Annotated in this window: 13 protein-coding genes; 7 read left to right on the forward strand and 6 right to left on the reverse strand. The window is 71.2% G+C overall.

Annotated features, from left to right (window positions below):
* Positions 1-39: 39 nt before the first annotated feature.
* Genes ACQPZG_RS15945 through ssd form a run of 4 tightly spaced genes read right to left on the reverse strand, consistent with a single transcriptional unit; the run spans position 40 to position 3945 of the window.
* Complete coding sequence (locus ACQPZG_RS15945) at positions 40-834, reverse strand: type II secretion system F family protein (protein WP_433546420.1); 795 nt, start codon at positions 832-834, stop codon at positions 40-42.
* On the reverse strand, positions 831-1733 hold the full coding sequence (locus tag ACQPZG_RS15950; protein WP_433546421.1) for a type II secretion system F family protein: 903 nt from the start codon (positions 1731-1733) through the stop codon (positions 831-833). Before ACQPZG_RS15950 ends, ACQPZG_RS15945 begins: the two co-directional genes overlap by 4 nt.
* Complete coding sequence (locus tag ACQPZG_RS15955) at positions 1694-2845, reverse strand: TadA family conjugal transfer-associated ATPase (protein ID WP_433546422.1); 1152 nt, start codon at positions 2843-2845, stop codon at positions 1694-1696. Before ACQPZG_RS15955 ends, ACQPZG_RS15950 begins: the two co-directional genes overlap by 40 nt.
* Complete coding sequence (gene ssd / locus ACQPZG_RS15960; RefSeq protein ID WP_433546423.1) at positions 2842-3945, reverse strand: septum site-determining protein Ssd; 1104 nt, start codon at positions 3943-3945, stop codon at positions 2842-2844. Before ssd ends, ACQPZG_RS15955 begins: the two co-directional genes overlap by 4 nt.
* 466 nt (positions 3946-4411) lie before the next feature.
* On the opposite strand from ssd, the gene ACQPZG_RS15965 reads away from it, so the two are divergent.
* Positions 4412-5260, forward strand: a complete 849-nt coding sequence (locus ACQPZG_RS15965) for an HAD family hydrolase (protein ID WP_433546424.1) — start codon at positions 4412-4414, stop codon at positions 5258-5260.
* 348 nt (positions 5261-5608) lie between these two features.
* On the opposite strand, the gene ACQPZG_RS15970 is transcribed toward ACQPZG_RS15965, so the two are convergent.
* Complete coding sequence (locus ACQPZG_RS15970; RefSeq protein ID WP_433546425.1) at positions 5609-6436, reverse strand: oxidoreductase; 828 nt, start codon at positions 6434-6436, stop codon at positions 5609-5611.
* Between the two features lie 112 nt (positions 6437-6548).
* Between ACQPZG_RS15970 and ACQPZG_RS15975 the strand changes: the two genes are divergently transcribed.
* On the forward strand, positions 6549-7535 hold the full coding sequence (locus tag ACQPZG_RS15975) for an ATP-binding protein (RefSeq protein ID WP_433546426.1): 987 nt from the start codon (positions 6549-6551) through the stop codon (positions 7533-7535).
* A 13-nt stretch (positions 7536-7548) separates the two neighbouring features.
* Here ACQPZG_RS15975 and ACQPZG_RS15980 read toward each other — a convergent pair whose 3' ends face one another.
* Positions 7549-8823: a hypothetical protein gene (locus ACQPZG_RS15980; RefSeq protein WP_433546427.1), complete on the reverse strand. Its 1275-nt coding sequence runs from the start codon at positions 8821-8823 to the stop codon at positions 7549-7551.
* Positions 8824-9113: 290 nt separating this feature from the next.
* Between ACQPZG_RS15980 and ACQPZG_RS15985 the strand changes: the two genes are divergently transcribed.
* The 5 genes from ACQPZG_RS15985 to ACQPZG_RS16005 all read left to right on the forward strand — a co-directional run bounded on the left by ACQPZG_RS15985 (position 9114) and on the right by ACQPZG_RS16005 (position 17019).
* On the forward strand, positions 9114-11615 hold the full coding sequence (locus ACQPZG_RS15985) for a bifunctional SulP family inorganic anion transporter/carbonic anhydrase (RefSeq protein WP_433546428.1): 2502 nt from the start codon (positions 9114-9116) through the stop codon (positions 11613-11615).
* 226 nt (positions 11616-11841) lie between these two features.
* On the forward strand, positions 11842-13812 hold the full coding sequence (gene acs, locus ACQPZG_RS15990; RefSeq protein WP_433546429.1) for an acetate--CoA ligase: 1971 nt from the start codon (positions 11842-11844) through the stop codon (positions 13810-13812).
* 210 nt (positions 13813-14022) lie between these two features.
* Entirely contained in the window at positions 14023-15474 is a 1452-nt protein-coding gene (gene nhaA / locus ACQPZG_RS15995; RefSeq protein ID WP_433546430.1) for a Na+/H+ antiporter NhaA, read from the forward strand.
* A 76-nt stretch (positions 15475-15550) separates the two neighbouring features.
* Positions 15551-16030 (forward strand): phage holin family protein, encoded by a 480-nt coding sequence (locus tag ACQPZG_RS16000; protein ID WP_433546431.1) that lies wholly within the window; start codon positions 15551-15553, stop codon positions 16028-16030.
* A complete protein-coding gene (locus ACQPZG_RS16005) occupies positions 16027-17019 on the forward strand; it encodes an alpha/beta fold hydrolase (RefSeq protein WP_433546432.1) in 993 nt (330 codons plus the stop codon). The genes ACQPZG_RS16000 and ACQPZG_RS16005 overlap by 4 nt, the downstream gene beginning before the upstream one ends.
* Positions 17020-17099 lie beyond the last annotated feature (80 nt).

The raw sequence follows: 17099 nt of genomic DNA on the forward strand, positions 1-17099 counted from the left end.
AGATCAAAGCCAGTCCGCTTCCCGACACCCCAGGCCCGCTCACCGCCCCGCCAACAGCCCCTCCCCCAGTCCGATCACCACCGGTGCCACCCCCAGCACCAGGAAGGCCGGCAGGAAGCAGAGCGAGAGGGGCAGGACGATCAGCACGGCCGCCCTGTTCGCGCCCGCTTCGGCCCGGCGCGCCCGCTCGGCCCTCAACCGGTCCGCCACCCGGCCCACCGGGCCGGCCGCCGGAGCGCCGCTGGCCCCGGCCCGCTCCAGACACCTGGCCAACCCCGCGGCGCCGGGGATCGCCTCCAGCCGCCCCCACGCCTCGGCGGGTTCTCCCCCGAGCCGCAGCTCGGCCGCCACCCGCACGAGCCGTTCCCCGACCGGTCCGCCGAGCGAATCCCCCACTGCCCCGGCCGCCTCCACGGGCCCCGCCCCGGCAGCGACGCAGGCTGCCAGGAGGTCCGCCGCGAGCGGCAGCTGCCGTCCAGCGGCAGCCGCGTCCTCCCCGGCCGCCTCGCCCCGCGGCTGCCGCGCCCGCCACCACCGCCGCACCCCGATCGCCGCAGCACCCCCGACGAGGCAGCCCCACACCCCGCCCACCAGTACGTATCCGAGGACCACGGCCCCCGCGGGCCCGCCCCAACCCCGTGCCCACTCCGCCCCGCCCCGCCAGTTCCCGCGCCGTCCCGTCCCGTACACCGCGGCCTCGACCGCAAGCAGCGTCGCGAGCCGCCGTTTCGCCTCCCGCTCCCGCCGCCCGCCGGCCACGGCGAGGACCAGGCAGCCCACAGCCGACCCGACCGTCACCACTGCCCCCAGCCTGTGGACAACCTCTCCGTTCACGCGCCCTCCCCCTCCCCGCCCCGCACGATCCGGCGGGCCCAGAGGAGCCCTCCGGCCTCCAGCACCCCGCCCATGACCAGGCACCCCCAACCCCACGGCGTGTGCAGCAGCACCTTCAGCGGGTCCGCACCCATCGCGCTGCCGATCAGCACCCCCACCACCGGCAGCAGCGCGAGCAGCCCGACCGTCGACCAGGCCCCGGACAACCTGGACCGCAACTGCTCCCGCCGGTCCCGTTCGTCCCGCAGGGCAGCCTCCAGCCGGTCGAGTCCCGCCACCAGCCCGGCCCCGCTGCCCACCGCCACCTGCCAGCACACCCCGATGCCGACCAGCCCTCCGGCCCCCGGCTCCCGTGCCGCCCTGCGCAGCGCCTCCGGCACATCACCCCCGAAGCGCGCCGCCGCGACGACGTCCGCCTCGGCTCCCCCGAGCCCCCCGGTGTCCACGGCAGCGACGCACAGGGCCCGCCCCGGATGGCCGCCGGCCCGCAGTTCCCCGGACAACGCGCCGCACAGCTCGATCACCCTCTCCACTCTGCGCTCCCGTTCCCGCGACTCCTCCCGCGCCCGCAGCTGTCGCCCCACCCACGGCACCGCCACTGCTCCCGCCACCAGCGGAATCACCGATTCACCCAGTACGGCGAGCACGCCCGCCACGGGCACGCACCACCACTGCGGTCGCACCCGCTCCCCGAGCGCTCCTCGCCATCGCTCCCACGAGAGCGCCGCCCTCTGCTCCGCCACGCCCCCGGCCACCACCAGCCGGGCCCGGCGCAGCCGCTCGCCCTCCGAGCCGACCAAGAGTGCGGCGGCCAGCCCCGCGCACATCGCCGCCCCCCACACGACCGCACCGCCCACCGTCACCGCGCTCCCCCGATCAGTTCCCGCAGCCGCGGCCATCCCCGCTCCCGCACGAACCCCCCGGCGCCCCACCGCAGCGCGGGCACCGTCCTCACCAGCCCGGCGGGATCCCGTTCGAGCACGTGCAGTTCGGCGAGTCGGCGCCGACCGTCCCGGTCCCGCACAAGGTGCAGGACCACCGACAGCGCCGCGGCCACCTGGCTGTGGAGCGCGGCCCGGTCGAGCCCGGCGGCCGTCCCCAGCGCCTCCAGCCGGGCCGGGACATGTCCCGCCGCATTCGCGTGCAATGTTCCGCACCCTCCCTCATGTCCCGTATTGAGAGCGGCCAGCAGCTCGGTCACCTCCGCCCCGCGCACCTCGCCCACCACCAGCCGGTCCGGTCGCATCCGCAGCGCCTGGCGCACCAGATCCTGGAGGGTCACCCGCCCGGCGCCCTCCTGGTTCGGCGGCCGCGACTCCAGCCGCACCACGTGCGGGTGGTCGGGCCGCAGCTCCGCCGAGTCCTCGGCCAGCACGATCCGCTCCCGCTCGCCGACCAGCCCCAGCAACGCCGACAGCAGCGTGGTCTTCCCGGCCCCCGTCCCCCCGCTGATCAGGTACGAGAGGCGGGACTCCACCAGCGCCCGCAGCACCGCGTCCCCGCCCGGCGGCACCGTCCCGGCCGCCACCAGTTCCTCGGGCCTGAACGCCCTGGGCCGCACCACCCGCAGCGACAGGCACGTCGTCCCGACGGCCACCGGCGGCAGCACGGCGTGCATCCGCGTCCCGTCGGGCAGCCGCGCGTCCACCCACGGCCGGGCGTCGTCCAGCCGTCGTCCCGCGACGGCCGCGAGCCGCTGCGCCAGCCTGCGCACCGCCGCGGCGTCCGGAAAGGTCACCGCGGTGAGCTCCAGGCCCGCGCCCCGGTCCACCCACACCCGGTCGGGCGCGGACACCAGCACGTCACTCACGGACGGATCGGCGAGCAGCGGCTCCAGCGGCCCCGTCCCCACCAGCTCCGACCGCAGCTCCTCGGCCGCACCCAGCACTTCGGCGTCACCCAGCAACCGGCCCTGGGCACGCAACGCGGCGGCCACTCTCGCGGGCGTCGGCTCGGCCCCGCTCTCCGCGAGCCGTTGCCGTACGGCGTTCAGCAGCACGTTGGTGCTCATCCGGCCGCACCCCCGACCAGCGCCCGTTCCCAGAACGCCGTACAGAACCGGGACAGCGGACCTCGCGCGGAGCCGCCCGGCGGCTCCCCGTCGGCCAGCGCCTCCAACAGGTCGGGCTCCGGGGGAAGTTCGCCCACCAGCGGCAGGTCCAGGGCTTTCGCCACCCACTCCTCGTCGAGCCCCGCCGCGTACGGACCCCGCACCACGGTCCGCAGATCGCCGAGAACCATCCGCGCGGCTGCGGCGACCCGCTGTGCGGCAGCCACCGCCCGCAGTTCCCCGGGCACCACCAACAGCCCCAGATCGAGCTGGGCGAGCGCCTCCGCCACACCCTCGTCCACCCGGCGGGGCAGATCCACGACCACCACTCCGCCGGCCCGCCGCGCGGCGGCCAGCACGGCTCGCATCGCTTCCGGCGGGATCACCACCGCGTCGCTCCGGTCCCAGCTCAGCACCCGAAGCCCGTGCAGCCTGGGCAGCGACTCCTCCAGGGCGGCACTGGCCACCCGGCCTCGGGAAGCGGCGAATTCCGGCCATCGCATGCCCTGCGCGCTCTCGCCGCCGAGCAGGACGTCGAGCCCGCCGCCGAGGGGGTCGCCGTCGATGAGCACCGTCCGTCTGCCGTCCCGCGCCGCCGTCAGGGCCAGCGCGCAGGCCAGGGTGGAGGCACCCGCTCCGCCGCGTCCGCCCATCACCCCGACCGTGAGCGCCTGACGGCCGACGCCCTCCGCCGCGTCGGCGATCTGGTTCACCAGCCAGTTCTCGGCGTCCGGCAGCCGCAGCACGTGGTCCGCGCCGATCTCGACGGCCCGCCGCCACACCAGCGGATCGTCCTGGTCGTGCCCCACGAGCATGACCCCCCGCCTGCGCACGGCTCCACGCACCCGGGCCGCGGCGTCGTCCCCGACGAGCACCAGCGGCGCCGCCTCCCAACTGCCGCGCCGTTCCGGCAGCCCGTGGTGGACTTCGGGCTCCGCGCCGGCCGCGGCGCACAGCCGCAGCAGATCGTCGAGCAGTTCCACGTCCTCGGTGACGATCAGCGGTCCGCTGCGCCGCCCCTCGGCGACCGACAGCCGTTCGCCCGTGATCGGTCCAGTCACGATCCCCACCCCCTCTCGCCGCGCTCTTCAGCGATAGCGATTCCGACTTCCGCGACTTCGCGGCTGGAATCACCGTGCAGCGGTCCGGAAATCCGTGTGGATCTTGCTCGAAAACCGTGGACAACTCATCGGTTGTGAATATTCCGCTCACCCATACCGGTGACTTCCAAGGGGAGCGGAACAACTACACAGAGTGACGAGTTCGAACAGGACGAGTCCCTCGACGAAGAGCGGACATGACCCTGGGAGACGCACCATGAGGCCGCACGAGCGACCGGCCCGGAACCCGAAAAGCATCCGGACATGCGACGACCCCAGCCGGGGGGGAGAGCTGGGGTCGTCTGCCACGGTTCGACTCGGGGGGGGAGGAGCCGAACCGGGGTAGCACGGTCGCGAACGATCCGTGACTTCCATGGTGTACCCGAGAGGCTTCTCAGGCAAACCCACACGCCCCAGCGTACGCCGAATGGTGGGCCCCTATGCTCGCCTCGTGGAAAACCACTCGTTGCCGCGCACCGCTGCCTTCTTCGATCTGGACAAGACCGTCATTGCGAAGTCGAGCACGCTGACCTTCAGCAAGTCCTTCTACCAAGGCGGCCTGATCAACCGCCGCGCCGTTCTCCGCACGGCGTACACCCAGTTCGTCTTCCTGGCGGGCGGCGCGGATCACGACCAGATGGAGGGGATGCGCAAGTACCTCTCGGCACTCTGCAAGGGCTGGAACGTCCAGCAGGTGCGGGAGATCGTCGCCGAGACCCTGCACGACCTGATCGACCCGATCATCTACGACGAGGCGGCCTCCCTCATCGAGGAGCACCACACGGCCGGCCGCGACGTCGTGATCGTCTCGACGTCCGGCGCCGAGGTCGTGGAACCGATCGGTGCGCTGCTGGGGGCGGACCGGGTCGTGGCCACCCGCATGGTGGTCGGTGCCGACGGCTGCTTCACCGGCGAGGTGGAGTACTACGCGTACGGGCCGACCAAGGCGGAAGCCGTCAAGGAACTCGCCGCGTCGGAGGGGTACGACCTGTCGCGCTGCTTCGCGTACAGCGACTCGATCACCGACGTGCCGATGCTGGAAGCGGTCGGCCACCCCCACGCCGTCAATCCGGACCGTGCGCTGCGCCGCGAGGCGACGGTCCGCGAATGGCCGATTCTCGTCTTCAATCGCCCCGTCCGGCTCAAGCAGCGCCTCCCGCACCTCACCCTGCCGCCCCGCCCCGCACTCATGGCGGCGGCAGCAGTGGGCGCCGCGGCCGCCACCGCCGGACTGGTCTGGTACGCGAGCCGTCGCCGCACTCCCGTCGACGCCTGAGCTTTTGCCCGTATTTGAGACTAAAAGTAAAGAAGCGCCGCCAGGGGTTTCGCTCCGTGGGCAACGGGAGTAGAAAGGAGTCAACGGCCCGCGAGACCCAGGCCATCCGAGAGGATCGTCTGCCAGGCATCACGGCCCCACGGACCGCGCATGGAAGCCGAGCACCCACGCGACGTCGACCCGTCGATTACGGGCCAGCCGCACCAGGTGACGGGCAAAGCTCCCGACCTGATGGGCACATTTCGAGGACGCTTGGTAACTCGACGGACATGCCAGCGGCGGTACCGATATCGGTACCGCCGCACTTTCGTGCCCACCGACCGCCGGAACCGTCGGCGCGACGAGCCGTCAGGCCGCGCCGCGCTGCAACGCCTCGCACACCGCCATCGACTCGCGCGCTCCCAGTTCCACCGCGCGCCCGCAGTGCACGATCCACGCCGCCACGCCCTCCGGCGTACCGGACACGTATCCCTCCAGAGCCGCGACGTACTCCGCCCGGCCCCGTTCGGCGTGACCGACCTCGGCCGGGCAGACCGACTTGGGGTCCAGACCGCTGTTGATCAGCACGATGCGCTCGGCAGCCCGCGCGACGAGACCGTTGTGCGAACCGAAGGGCCGCAGCGCCAGCAGCTCTCCGTGCACGACGGCCGCGGTGACCAGGGCGGGAGCCGCCGCACCCCCCGCGATGACGAGTTGCGACAGACCCTCCAGCCGCCCCGCCACCTCGGTCGCACTCGGCAGCGGCAGCTCGATCAGCGACTCGGACACGGCCTCGCCCGCCAGCCTCGGCCGTCCGACCAGTTCGTCGGCGACCCCCGCCCCACCGGCGGCCACCAGGTGCAGCCGTGCCAGCACCCGCAGCGGCGACTGCCGCCAGATGGACAGCAGCTGACCGGCCTCGGCCGTCAACCTCAGCGCACCGCCGATCACCCGCGCCTCGTCGTCGCCGCTGAAGTCGGTCCTTCGGCGCACTTCCTCCAGCGCCCAGTCCGCGCCCGAGAGCGCCGCCGAGCCGCGTGCGCCGCGCAGCGCCGCCTCGCCGGTGATCGAGTTGCTGCGACGCCGCATGACGCGGTGCCCGTAGACCCGGTCCACGGCCTTGCGTACGGAATCCACGGCCTCGGGCACGCCGGTCAGCGCGCCCAGCGCCGCCAGCGGATCAGCGTTCGTACTCATAAGCAGCGAGCGTACGCACCGATCGGGCCCACCCCGGTCCACCCCACCTTGGAGTGGTCTTCTTCACTGATCGCACCGACGCACCGCGTTCGTGCGATTACCCTTGGTGAACATGAAGATCGCTTTCGTCGGGAAGGGCGGCAGTGGCAAGACCACGCTGTCCTCACTGTTCATCCGCCACCTCACCGCCAACGAGGCCCCCGTCGTCGCCGTCGACGCCGACATCAACCAGCACCTGGGTGCGGCCCTCGGCCTCGACGAGTCCGAGGCGGCGGCGATGCCCGCGATGGGCGCGCACCTGGACCTCATCAAGAACTACCTGCGGGGCGCCAATCCCCGTATCGCCTCCGCCGAGACCATGATCAAGACAACGCCGCCGGGCGAGGGGTCCCGGCTGCTGCGCGTCCGCGAGGACAACCCGGTGTACGACGCGTGCGCACGCCCGGTCCTCCTCGACGACGGCGAGATCCGGCTGATGGCGACGGGCCCGTTCACCGAGTCCGATCTGGGGGTGGCCTGCTACCACTCCAAGGTCGGCGCGGTCGAGATGTGCCTGAACCACCTGGTCGACGGGCCCGACGAGTACGTCGTCGTCGACATGACGGCCGGCTCGGACTCCTTCGCGTCGGGCATGTTCACCCGCTTCGACATGACGTTCCTGGTCGCCGAACCGACCCGCAAGGGTGTCTCGGTCTACCGCCAGTACAAGGAGTACACCCGGGACTACGGCATCGCGCTCAAGGTCGTCGGCAACAAGGTGCAGGGCCAGGACGACCTGGACTTCCTGCGTGAGGAGGTCGGCGACGACCTGCTGGTGACCATGGGCCACTCGGACTGGGTGCGCGGCATGGAGAAGGGCCGCCCGTCCCGGTTCGAGCTGCTGGAGGCAGACAACCGCCTCGCCCTCCAGGTCCTGCAGAACGCCGCCGAGGACAGCTACGCGCACCGCGACTGGGAGCGCTACACCCGTCAGATGGTGCACTTCCACCTGAAGAACGCGGAGAGCTGGGGGAACGCGAAGACCGGCGCCGACCTGGCTGCCCAGGTCGACCCGGCCTTCGTACTGGACGAGCGGCGGGCGGTTCCCCAGCCCTCGTGATCCGTCCTGGGGGTCAGTGACGTTCGGCGTGCTTCGCGGGCGCGACGGCGGCCGGGGGCTGGGCCAGGAAGGTGCTCCAGTCCGGCTTCGGCGCCTGGCCGACCTTCAGGGTGCGGAGCTTGGCCAGCACCTGCGGGTCCTGGGCGTCCAGCCAGTCCGCGAGCTGGCGGAAGGACACGCAGCGCACCTCCTGCTGGGTGCAGACGGTCTTGATGGTGTCCTCGATGGCGCGCATGTACGTGCCGCCGTTCCAGGACTCGAAGTGGTTGCCGATGATCAGCGGGGCGCGGTTGCCCCGGTACGAGCGCTCGAATGCCTGCACCAGGCCGTCGCGCATCTGGTTGCCCCAGTACTCGTGCTTGCTCTCGTCACCCCGGGTCGCGCCGGACTGGTTCATGTAGAAGTTGTAGTCCATGGACAGGGTCTGGAAGGCGCGGCCCGGGATGGGGACCAGCTGCATCGACAGGTCCCAGAGCCTGCCCTGCTTCTCGGGCCAGATCTGGTCGTTGACGCCGCTGGTGTCGTAGCGGAAGCCCATCTCGGAGGCCGCGCGCATGAAGTTCCTGCGGCCCTCCAGGCACGGGGTGCGCGCGCCGATCAGTTCCGTTTCGTAGTCGAAGGGCAGCGGCTTCACGGACTTGAGGGCCGCGTTGGACTTCCAGTTCTTGACGAAGGCCTTGGCCTGGAGGATCTCGCTCTTCCACTCCTCCTTCGACCAGGTGCCGACGCCGCCGTCCTTGCCGCAGAAGTGGCCGTTGAAGTGGGTGCCGATCTCGTTGCCCTCGAACCAGGCGCCGCGGATCTGCTCCACGGTGTCCTTGATTCCCTTGGCGTCGTTGAAGCCGATGTCGGAGCGGCCCACCGAATGCCGGGGCGGGTTGTAGAGCGTCTTCTTGTCCTCGGGCAGGAGATAGACGCCACTGAGGAAGTACGTCATTTTCGCGCCGTACTTCTGGCCGACCTTGCGGAAGTGCGAGAAGAGCCGCTGGCTGTCCTCTCCGGCGCCGTCCCAGGAGAACACCACGAACTGCGGCGGTTTCTCACCGGGCGTCAGTTTCCGCGGTACGGGCTGGAACGGCTGGGGCCCGGTGTACGCGGTGGAGCCGTCGCCGATGAGGCGGACAGGGCTCTTGGGGGCGGCGGCCGGACCGTTCTCCTTGGCACCGTGAGCACCGCTGCGGCCCACGTCGGCGCCCCGGTCGGCGGAGTCCGCGCAGCCCGCGAGAAAGGCCAGGGACATTACCGCGGCTGTGACGCCGAAAGTGACTCTCTTCGTGGCGGCCATCATCCGCCCACCTCTTTCTGGATCGGCTTTTCCAACGGCCGCAGCCCGAACAGGCCGAAACGGCGCGGCAAACCTCGCATGCACCCACACGCCCATTGATGCGACAAGCCGTAGGAAAGCTTTATTCACCGGTTCGGGTGAACGCATGACCCATTTGCCCCCATAGGCCCTGCCAACTCTTTACTCTGAATTACGATTCGTTTACCGAGAGTTTTAAGTCCCCCGCTGCACGCCGTGACCCACGGCCGCGACACCTCAGTCCCGCGACCCGCGCTGCCCCGGAGGAGACAAAGATGTCTGCTTGCGTACCCACTCGCCCCGACCACACCTCGCGCACCACCCGGGCCTCCCGGTTCCAGCGACCGCACAGCCCGCCGCCCGATGCCTCCGGCGCACCCGGCGAGGGCGGATCCCGCCGAGGCCGCTTCAGAATCGCCGGCTCCGACGTGTCCGCCTCGATCACCGTCTTCCTGATCGCGGTGCCCATGTCACTCGGGCTGGCCGTCGCCATCGGCGCGCCGCTCCAGGCGGGTCTGATCGGCGCCGCCGTCGGCGGCATCGTCGCCGGCCTGCTCGGCGGCTCCCCCCTCCAGGTCAGCGGCCCCTCCGCCGGGCTGACCGTCGTGACCGCCGAGCTGATTCAGCGGTACGGATGGCGCACCACCTGCGGGATCGTGATCTGCGCAGGTCTGGTGCAGGTCCTCCTGGGATCCCTCAAGGCAGCGCGCAACGCGCTCGCCGTCAGCCCCGCCATCGTGCACGGCACCCTCGCCGGCATCGGCGTCGCCATCGCACTGGCCCAGCTGCACATCGTCCTCGGCGGCTCGCCGCAGAGCTCCGCCACCGCCAACGCCCTGGCGCTGCCCGAGCAACTGGCGGACGTCCGCCCGGCCGCGCCCCTGATCGGCGCGCTCACCATCGCCGTGCTGGCCCTGTGGCCACGCCTTCCCGGCCGTACGGGACGGATCCTCCGCAAGACCCCCGCGGCGCTCGCGTCGGTCGCGCTCGCCACGGCGGTCGCCGCCCTCGCGGCCCCCCGTATCGCCCGGGTCGACCTGCCGTCCTGGCGCAGTCACGCGCTGCCGGAGATGCCTGACGGTCCGGTACTCGCCCTGCTGGCGGCGGTGCTGACCGTGACGCTGGTGGCGAGCCTGGAATCGTTGCTGTCCGCGGTGGCCGTGGACAAGCTGTCCGCCGACCGGGCGGCCACCGCCGGAACGGCGCCGGTGCCGCGCTCCGACCTGGACCGCGAGCTGCGCGCACAGGGCGCCTCCAACATGCTGACCGGGCTGCTCGGCGGCCTGCCGATCTCCGGCGGAGCCGTGCGCAGTTCCGCCAACGTCCGGGCGGGTGCGGTCAGCCGGGCCTCCACCGTGCTGCACGGGGTGTGGGTGCTGCTCGCCGCGGCGCTGCTGGTCGGCGTGCTGGAGTGGATCCCGCTCGCCGCGCTCGCCGCCCTCGTGATGGTGGTCGGCATCCAGATGGTGAGCTTCGCGCACATCCGCAACGTGCACCGGCACCGGGAGTTCCTGGTGTACGCCACCACGGTCGCCGGTGTCGTGCTGTTCGGCGTACTGGAGGGCGTGGCCGTGGGCGTCGCCGTCGCCGTCGCCGTCGCCATGCACCGGCTGGCCAGGACTCGCATCGTCACGGAGGTCACGTCCGACGGAGTCCATCACGTACGGGCCCGCGGCCAGTTGACCTTCCTGGCCGTGCCCCGGCTGAGCCGGACCCTGAGCCAGGTGCCGCGCGGGGCGCACGCGGTGGTGGAGCTGGACGGTTCCTTCATGGACCACGCGGCGTACGAGACCTTGCAGACCTGGCAGGACTGCCATGTGGCGCAGGGCGGAAAGGTCGAGGTCACGGGCCGTACCGGCATCCGGGTCTCCGGTTCCGCTTCGCATCCGGCGCACCACTGCTGCCGGCCGTGGACGCCTTGGCGCAACCACCACTGTGCGGAACACGCCCCGACCGCCGAAGCGTCCACGCCGTCCCGCCCCGCGCGCACGCGTCACCTGGCCAGCGGGCTCAGCGCGTTCCAGCGCAACACCGCGCCGCTGGTCCGCGACGAACTGGCCCGACTGGCCCGCGAGGGACAGCAGCCGACCCAGCTCTTCCTGACCTGCGCGGACTCCCGTCTGGTCACGAGCATGATCACGTCGAGCGGGCCGGGCGACCTGTTCACCGTGCGCAACGTGGGCAACCTGGTACCGCCGGCCGGCGTCGAGGCCGGGGACGACTCGGTCGCCGCTGCCATCGAGTACGCCGTGGACGTGCTGGGGGTCGAGTCGATCACCATCTGCGGGCATTCCGGTTGCGGGGCGATGCAGGCCCTGCTCAACGGGCCGGCCGAGGGCGGGGCGGACACCCCGCTGCGACGCTGGCTGCGGCACGGGACGCCGAGTCTCAAGCGGATGACGAGCCGGTCCCACTCGTGGGCACGGATCTCCGGGCGGCTGCCCACCGATGCGGTCGAGCAGCTGTGCCTGACCAACGTGGTCCAGCAGTTGGAGCACCTGCGGCAGCACGAGTCGGTCAAGCGGCGGCTCGCCGAGGGCACGCTGGAACTGCACGGAATGTACTTCCACGTGGGCGAGGCACAGGCGTACTTGCTGGTCGACGGGGCTCGCGTCGGGGAGACCATCGAGGTCTTCGACCGGGTGACGCCCTCGGCGGACCCCGAACAGCCCGCACCCTCACGGCTGCCTGCGCACACCGAGCTGCCGCCCCATGCGAAGCCGGTGACGCGGCCGAAGCCGTCGTCGCACTCCGAACTGGAGGACCTCAACGCCTGAACCTTCGCGGGCATACGTCCGTGCAACCGTATGGCCCCCCGCGCAGGGACGCGCGGGGGGCCGCCGGAGTGTCGGGCGCGGAGGCCGGGGGAGACGCAGGCGGTACGTCGCGGCCGTGCGCAGCAGCTCAGAGCCGCAACAGGTCTAAACCAATTGTCCGATGGCTCTTGTCACCCGGCCCCCGGACTGATGAGCTGGACACCGGGACACATCGGACGCCCTGGGAATGGGAGATGTCGTGAGCAATGAAAGCCTGGCCAATCTTTTGAAGGAGGAGCGTCGATTCGCTCCTCCCGCAGAACTGGCCGCGAACGCCAACGTCACCGCGGAGGCGTACGAGCAGGCCAAGGCCGATCGTCTCGGTTTCTGGGCCGAGCAGGCGCGCCGGCTCACCTGGGCCACCGAGCCCACCGAGACGCTTGACTGGTCGAACCCGCCCTTCGCGAAGTGGTTCGCGGACGGCGCGCTCAACGTCGCGTACAACTGCGTGGACCGGCACGTCGAGGCCGGCAACGGCGACCGCGTCGCCATCCACTTCGAGGGCGAGCCGGGCGACAGCCGCGCCCTCACGTATGCGGAGCTCAAGGACGAGGTGTCGCGCGCCGCGAACGCCCTGACCGAGCTGGGCGTACGCAAGGGCGACCGCGTCGCCGTCTACCTGCCGATGATCCCCGAAGCCGCGATCGCGATGCTGGCCTGCGCCCGGATCGGCGCCGCGCACTCGGTCGTCTTCGGCGGTTTCTCCGCCGACGCCGTCGCCTCCCGCATCCAGGACGCCGACGCGAAGCTCGTCATCACCGCCGACGGCGGCTACCGGCGCGGCAAGCCGACCGCGCTGAAGCCCGCGATCGACGAGGCCGTGGCCAAGTGCCCGCAGGTGGAGCACGTGCTCGTGGTACAGCGCACGCAGCAGGAGACGGCGTGGGACGGGACCCGCGACGTGTGGTGGCACGAGATCGTGGAGCGTCAGTCCGCCGAGCACACGCCGGAGGCCTTCGACGCCGAGCACCCGCTGTTCATCCTCTACACCTCCGGCACGACGGGTAAGCCCAAGGGCATCCTGCACACCTCCGGCGGCTACCTCACCCAGACGGCGTACACCCACCACGCGGTCTTCGACCTCAAGCCGGAGACCGACGTCTACTGGTGCACCGCCGACATCGGCTGGGTGACCGGACACTCGTACATCGTGTACGGCCCGCTCGCGAACGGCGCCACGCAGGTCATGTACGAGGGCACGCCCGACACCCCGCACCAGGGGCGCTTCTGGGAGATCGTCCAGAAGTACGGCGTGACGATCCTCTACACCGCGCCGACCGCGATCCGCACGTTCATGAAGTGGGGCGACGACATCCCCGCGAAGTTCGACCTGTCGTCCCTGCGCGTCCTGGGATCGGTCGGCGAGCCGATCAACCCCGAGGCGTGGATGTGGTACCGCAAGCACATCGGCGCCGACAAGTGCCCCATCGTGGACACCTGGTGGCAGACCGAGACCGGGGCGATGATGATCGCGCCGCTGCCGGGCGTGACGGAGACCAAGCCGGGCTCGGCGCAGCGCGCACTGCCCGGAATCTCCGCGACCGTGGTCGACGACGAGGCCCGCGAGGTCCCCGACGGCGGTGGCGGCTACCTGGTGCTGACGGAGCCGTGGCCGTCCATGCTCCGCACGATCTGGGGCGACGACCAGCGCTTCCTCGACACGTACTGGGCCCGGTTCCAGGACAAGTACTTCGCCGGTGACGGTGCGAAGAAGGACGACGACGGCGACATCTGGCTGCTGGGCCGGGTCGACGACGTGATGTTGGTCTCCGGCCACAACATCTCCACCACCGAGGTCGAATCGGCGCTCGTCTCGCACCCGTCGGTCGCCGAGGCGGCCGTCGTGGGCGCCGCCGACGAGACGACCGGTCAGGCGATCGTCGCCTTCGTGATCCTGCGCGGCACCGCGTCGGAGACCGAGACGCTCGTCGCCGAACTCCGCGGCCACGTCGGCACGGCCCTCGGCCCGATCGCCAAGCCGAAGCGCATCCTGCCGGTCGCGGAACTCCCCAAGACCCGCTCCGGAAAGATCATGCGCCGGCTGCTGCGCGACATCGCCGAGGACCGTGAGCTGGGCGACGTCTCGACGCTCACCGACGCCTCGGTGATGGGCCTCATCCAGGCGAAGCTGCCGAGCTCGGCACAGAACGAGGACTGAAACGCGTCATCGCGGGCAAGGGCATCCGGACGGCGGCTCCGCCGTGCCGGGTGCCCTTATCGCTCGTATGGTGAAGATCGCCGGATACGTCCTTGCGCACCCCGGGTAGAGTTGATCGTCGCGTCAGGAGCGCGTCAAAACTCAACAGGTGCGCCGGGAAGTCTGGTCGGCAATGTGCTTCGTGCTGCCCACCGACCGGAGGTTTTTCCCGTGGCCGCCCCCCCTCAGACCCCCACGCCCACCCCCACCCCGCCCGGGGACCGCAAGGTGCTCGGCCGGCTCCCGCTCCCCGAGCGAACGTATGTGGCCAACGCGCTGCGCACCGAGACGGTCGGCGGGATCCTGCTCCTCATAGCCGCGATCGCCGCACTGATCTGGGCGAACACCTTCGGAGCGAGTTACGAGGCCTTCCGCCATCTGCACTTCGGCCCGGACTTCCTCCACCTGAACCTGAGCATCCAGCACTGGGCCGCCGACGGTCTGCTGGCCATCTTCTTCTTCGTCGCCGGCATCGAGCTCAAGCGCGAGCTGGTGGCGGGCGAACTGCGCGACCCCAAGGCCGCCGCCCTCCCGGTGATCGCCGCCATCTGCGGCATGGCCGCCCCCGCCCTGGTCTACGTCGCGGTGAACACCTTCGGCGGCGGCGACCTGGGCGGCTGGGCCGTCCCGACCGCCACCGACATCGCCTTCGCCCTGGCCGTCCTCGCGGTCATCGGCACCTCGCTGCCGTCCGCGCTGCGGGCCTTCCTGCTGACCCTGGCGGTCGTCGACGACCTCTTCGCGATCCTGATCATCGCGGTCTTCTTCACCAGCGACCTCAACTTCCTGGCGCTCGGCGGCGCGGTCGTCGGCCTGGCCCTCTTCTGGCTGCTGCTGCGCGTGGGCGTCCGCGGCTGGTACGTGTACGTGCCGCTGGCCCTGGCGATCTGGGGCCTGATGTACAACAGCGGCGTGCACGCCACCATCGCCGGTGTCGCGATGGGTCTGATGCTGCGCTGCTCGCGACGTGAGGGCGAGGAGCACTCGCCGGGCGAGCACATCGAACACCTGGTGCGACCGGTGTCGGCGGGGCTGGCGGTCCCGATGTTCGCCCTGTTCTCGGCCGGTGTCGCCGTCACCGGCGGTGCGCTCGCCGACGTGTTCACCAAGCCGGAGACGCTGGGCGTGGTGCTGGGTCTGGTGCTCGGCAAGGCGCTGGGCATCTTCGGCGGTACCTGGCTGGCGGCCCGGTTCACCAAGGCGGAACTCAACGACGACCTGGTCTGGCCCGACGTCCTCGCGATCGCCACGCTGGCCGGAATCGGCTTCACCGTTTCGCTGCTGATCGGCGAACTCGCCTTCACCGACGACCTGAAGCTCGCCGACGAGGTGAAGGCGTCCGTTCTCATCGGCTCGCTGATCGCGGCCCTGCTGTCCGCGGTACTGCTGAGGATGCGGGTCCGCAAGTACCGTGCGCTCTACGAAGAGGAAGAGCGCGACGAGGACATGAGCGGCGTGCCGGACATCTACGAGGTGGGCCAGCAGGACTACCACCTGCGGATGGCCGCGATCCACGAGGCGAAGGCCGAGGAGCACCGGAAGCTGGCCGAGCAGTGCGCCGGTGGCGACAAGACCGGAGAAGTGCCGGGGGCAGCGCGCGACGAGGGCGCCGGTCCGGCATGATCTGACTGGCGATCCAACGAGTCCGGGCCGCGACGGGCCCGGACTCGTACAGCTTGAACCGAAGAAGGAGACAGCGATGAGCGACCCCGCGCGCAACGTCCACGGCGTCGAGAGCGCCGAGCGCAGCCTCGGCCAGCTGGTCGCCGCGGCGACCACCGAGATGTCCGCGCTCGTGCACGACGAGATCGCGCTGGCGAAGATCCAGCTCCGGCAGGACGTCAAGCGCGGCGCGGTCGGCGGCGGGGTGTTCGGCCTGGCGGGGGTCGTACTGATCTTTTCGCTGCCCATGCTGAGCTTCGCGCTGGCGTACGGCATCCACGCGTGGAGCGATTGGCACCTCTCCGTCTGCTTCCTGCTCTCCTTCGTCGCGAACCTGCTGGTGGCAGGACTGCTCGCATTGATCGGCGGCGTCTTCGCGAAGAAGGCCAAGCAGGGCAAGGGCCCGCAGAAGGTCGCCGCCTCCGCCAAGGAGACTGCCGCCGTCCTCGGGAACGCGAAGCCGCACCCGCGAGAGGTGCAGGACGCCACGGTCGTTGTGACACGCTCATCGGTATGACAGCCCTCGACGCGGACAGCTCCTCCGGTACGCTCCCGCCGGCCCCGGCAAGCGGACCGTCGGCCTCCGGCAACGGATCGACGGCCTCTCTCGTACGGCTCGACGGCCCGTGGACGCACCGGGACGTGGCTGCCAACGGCGCCCGCTTCCACATCGCGGAGCTGGGAGAGGGGCCGCTGGTCCTGCTGCTGCACGGGTTCCCCCAGTTCTGGTGGACCTGGCGGCACCAGATGACCGCGCTCGCCGACGCCGGCTACCGGGCCGTGGCCATGGACCTGCGCGGGGTGGGCGGCAGCGACCGTACGCCTCGGGGTTACGACCCGGCCAACCTCGCACTCGACATCACCGGGGTCGTACGGTCCCTGGGCGAGCCGGACGCCGCGCTCGTCGGGCACGACCTGGGCGGGTACCTGGCGTGGACGGCTGCGGCGATGCGGCCCAAGCTGGTGCGTCGGCTGGTCGTCTCGTCGATGCCGCACCCCAGGCGCTGGCGCGCGGCGATGCTGTCGGACTTCGCCCAGACCCGGGCCGGATCCTACGTCTGGGGCTTCCAGCGGCCGTGGGTGCCGGAACGGCAGCTGGTCGCGGACGACGCGGCGCTGACCGGCCGGCTGATCCGCGAGTGGTCGGGGCCCCGGCAGCCGGAGGACAAGGACGTGGACACCTACCGCCGGGTGATCCAGATCCCCTCGACCGCGCACTGCTCGATCGAGCCGTACCGGTGGATGGTGCGGTCGATGGCGCGCCCCGACGGGCTCCAGTTCAACCGGCGGATGAAGGCGCCGGTGCGGGTGCCGACACTGCACCTGCACGGTGCGCTCGACCCGGTGATGCGCACGCGCAGTGCGGCCGGTTCCGGCGAGTACGTCGACGCGCCCTACCGGTGGCGGTTGTTCGACGGGCTCGGGCACTTCCCGCACGAGGAGGACCCGGCAGCCTTCTCCACCGAGCTGGTGAGCTGGCTGCAGGACCCCGAACAGGACCGATAGCGGCCCCGGCGGCCGGAGAATCCACCCGCCCACCGGAACGCTTGTCCTACGAACAGCCAAATGCCTGCCGCATAGGCCAA

Origin of the sequence: Streptomyces sp. CA-294286 (genome assembly GCF_050947155.1) — a bacterium.
In the GTDB taxonomy this organism is placed as follows: Bacteria; Actinomycetota; Actinomycetes; order Streptomycetales; family Streptomycetaceae; genus Streptomyces.

Excerpts from the sequence above, each read along its gene's own strand:
- acs (WP_433546429.1), top strand. The coding sequence starts at position 11,842 with ATGGGAGATGTCGTGAGCAATGAAAGCCTGGCCAATCTTTTGAAGGAG.
- ACQPZG_RS16000 (WP_433546431.1), top strand. The coding sequence starts at position 15,551 with ATGAGCGACCCCGCGCGCAACGTCCACGGCGTCGAGAGCGCCGAGCGC.
- ACQPZG_RS15970 (WP_433546425.1), bottom strand. The coding sequence starts at position 6,436 with ATGAGTACGAACGCTGATCCGCTGGCGGCGCTGGGCGCGCTGACCGGC.
- ACQPZG_RS16005 (WP_433546432.1), top strand. The coding sequence starts at position 16,027 with ATGACAGCCCTCGACGCGGACAGCTCCTCCGGTACGCTCCCGCCGGCC.
- ACQPZG_RS15975 (WP_433546426.1), top strand. The coding sequence starts at position 6,549 with ATGAAGATCGCTTTCGTCGGGAAGGGCGGCAGTGGCAAGACCACGCTG.
- ACQPZG_RS15965 (WP_433546424.1), top strand. The coding sequence starts at position 4,412 with ATGGTGGGCCCCTATGCTCGCCTCGTGGAAAACCACTCGTTGCCGCGC.
- ACQPZG_RS15980 (WP_433546427.1), bottom strand. The coding sequence starts at position 8,823 with ATGATGGCCGCCACGAAGAGAGTCACTTTCGGCGTCACAGCCGCGGTA.
- ACQPZG_RS15985 (WP_433546428.1), top strand. The coding sequence starts at position 9,114 with ATGTCTGCTTGCGTACCCACTCGCCCCGACCACACCTCGCGCACCACC.
- ACQPZG_RS15955 (WP_433546422.1), bottom strand. The coding sequence starts at position 2,845 with ATGAGCACCAACGTGCTGCTGAACGCCGTACGGCAACGGCTCGCGGAG.
- ACQPZG_RS15950 (WP_433546421.1), bottom strand. The coding sequence starts at position 1,733 with ATGGCCGCGGCTGCGGGAACTGATCGGGGGAGCGCGGTGACGGTGGGC.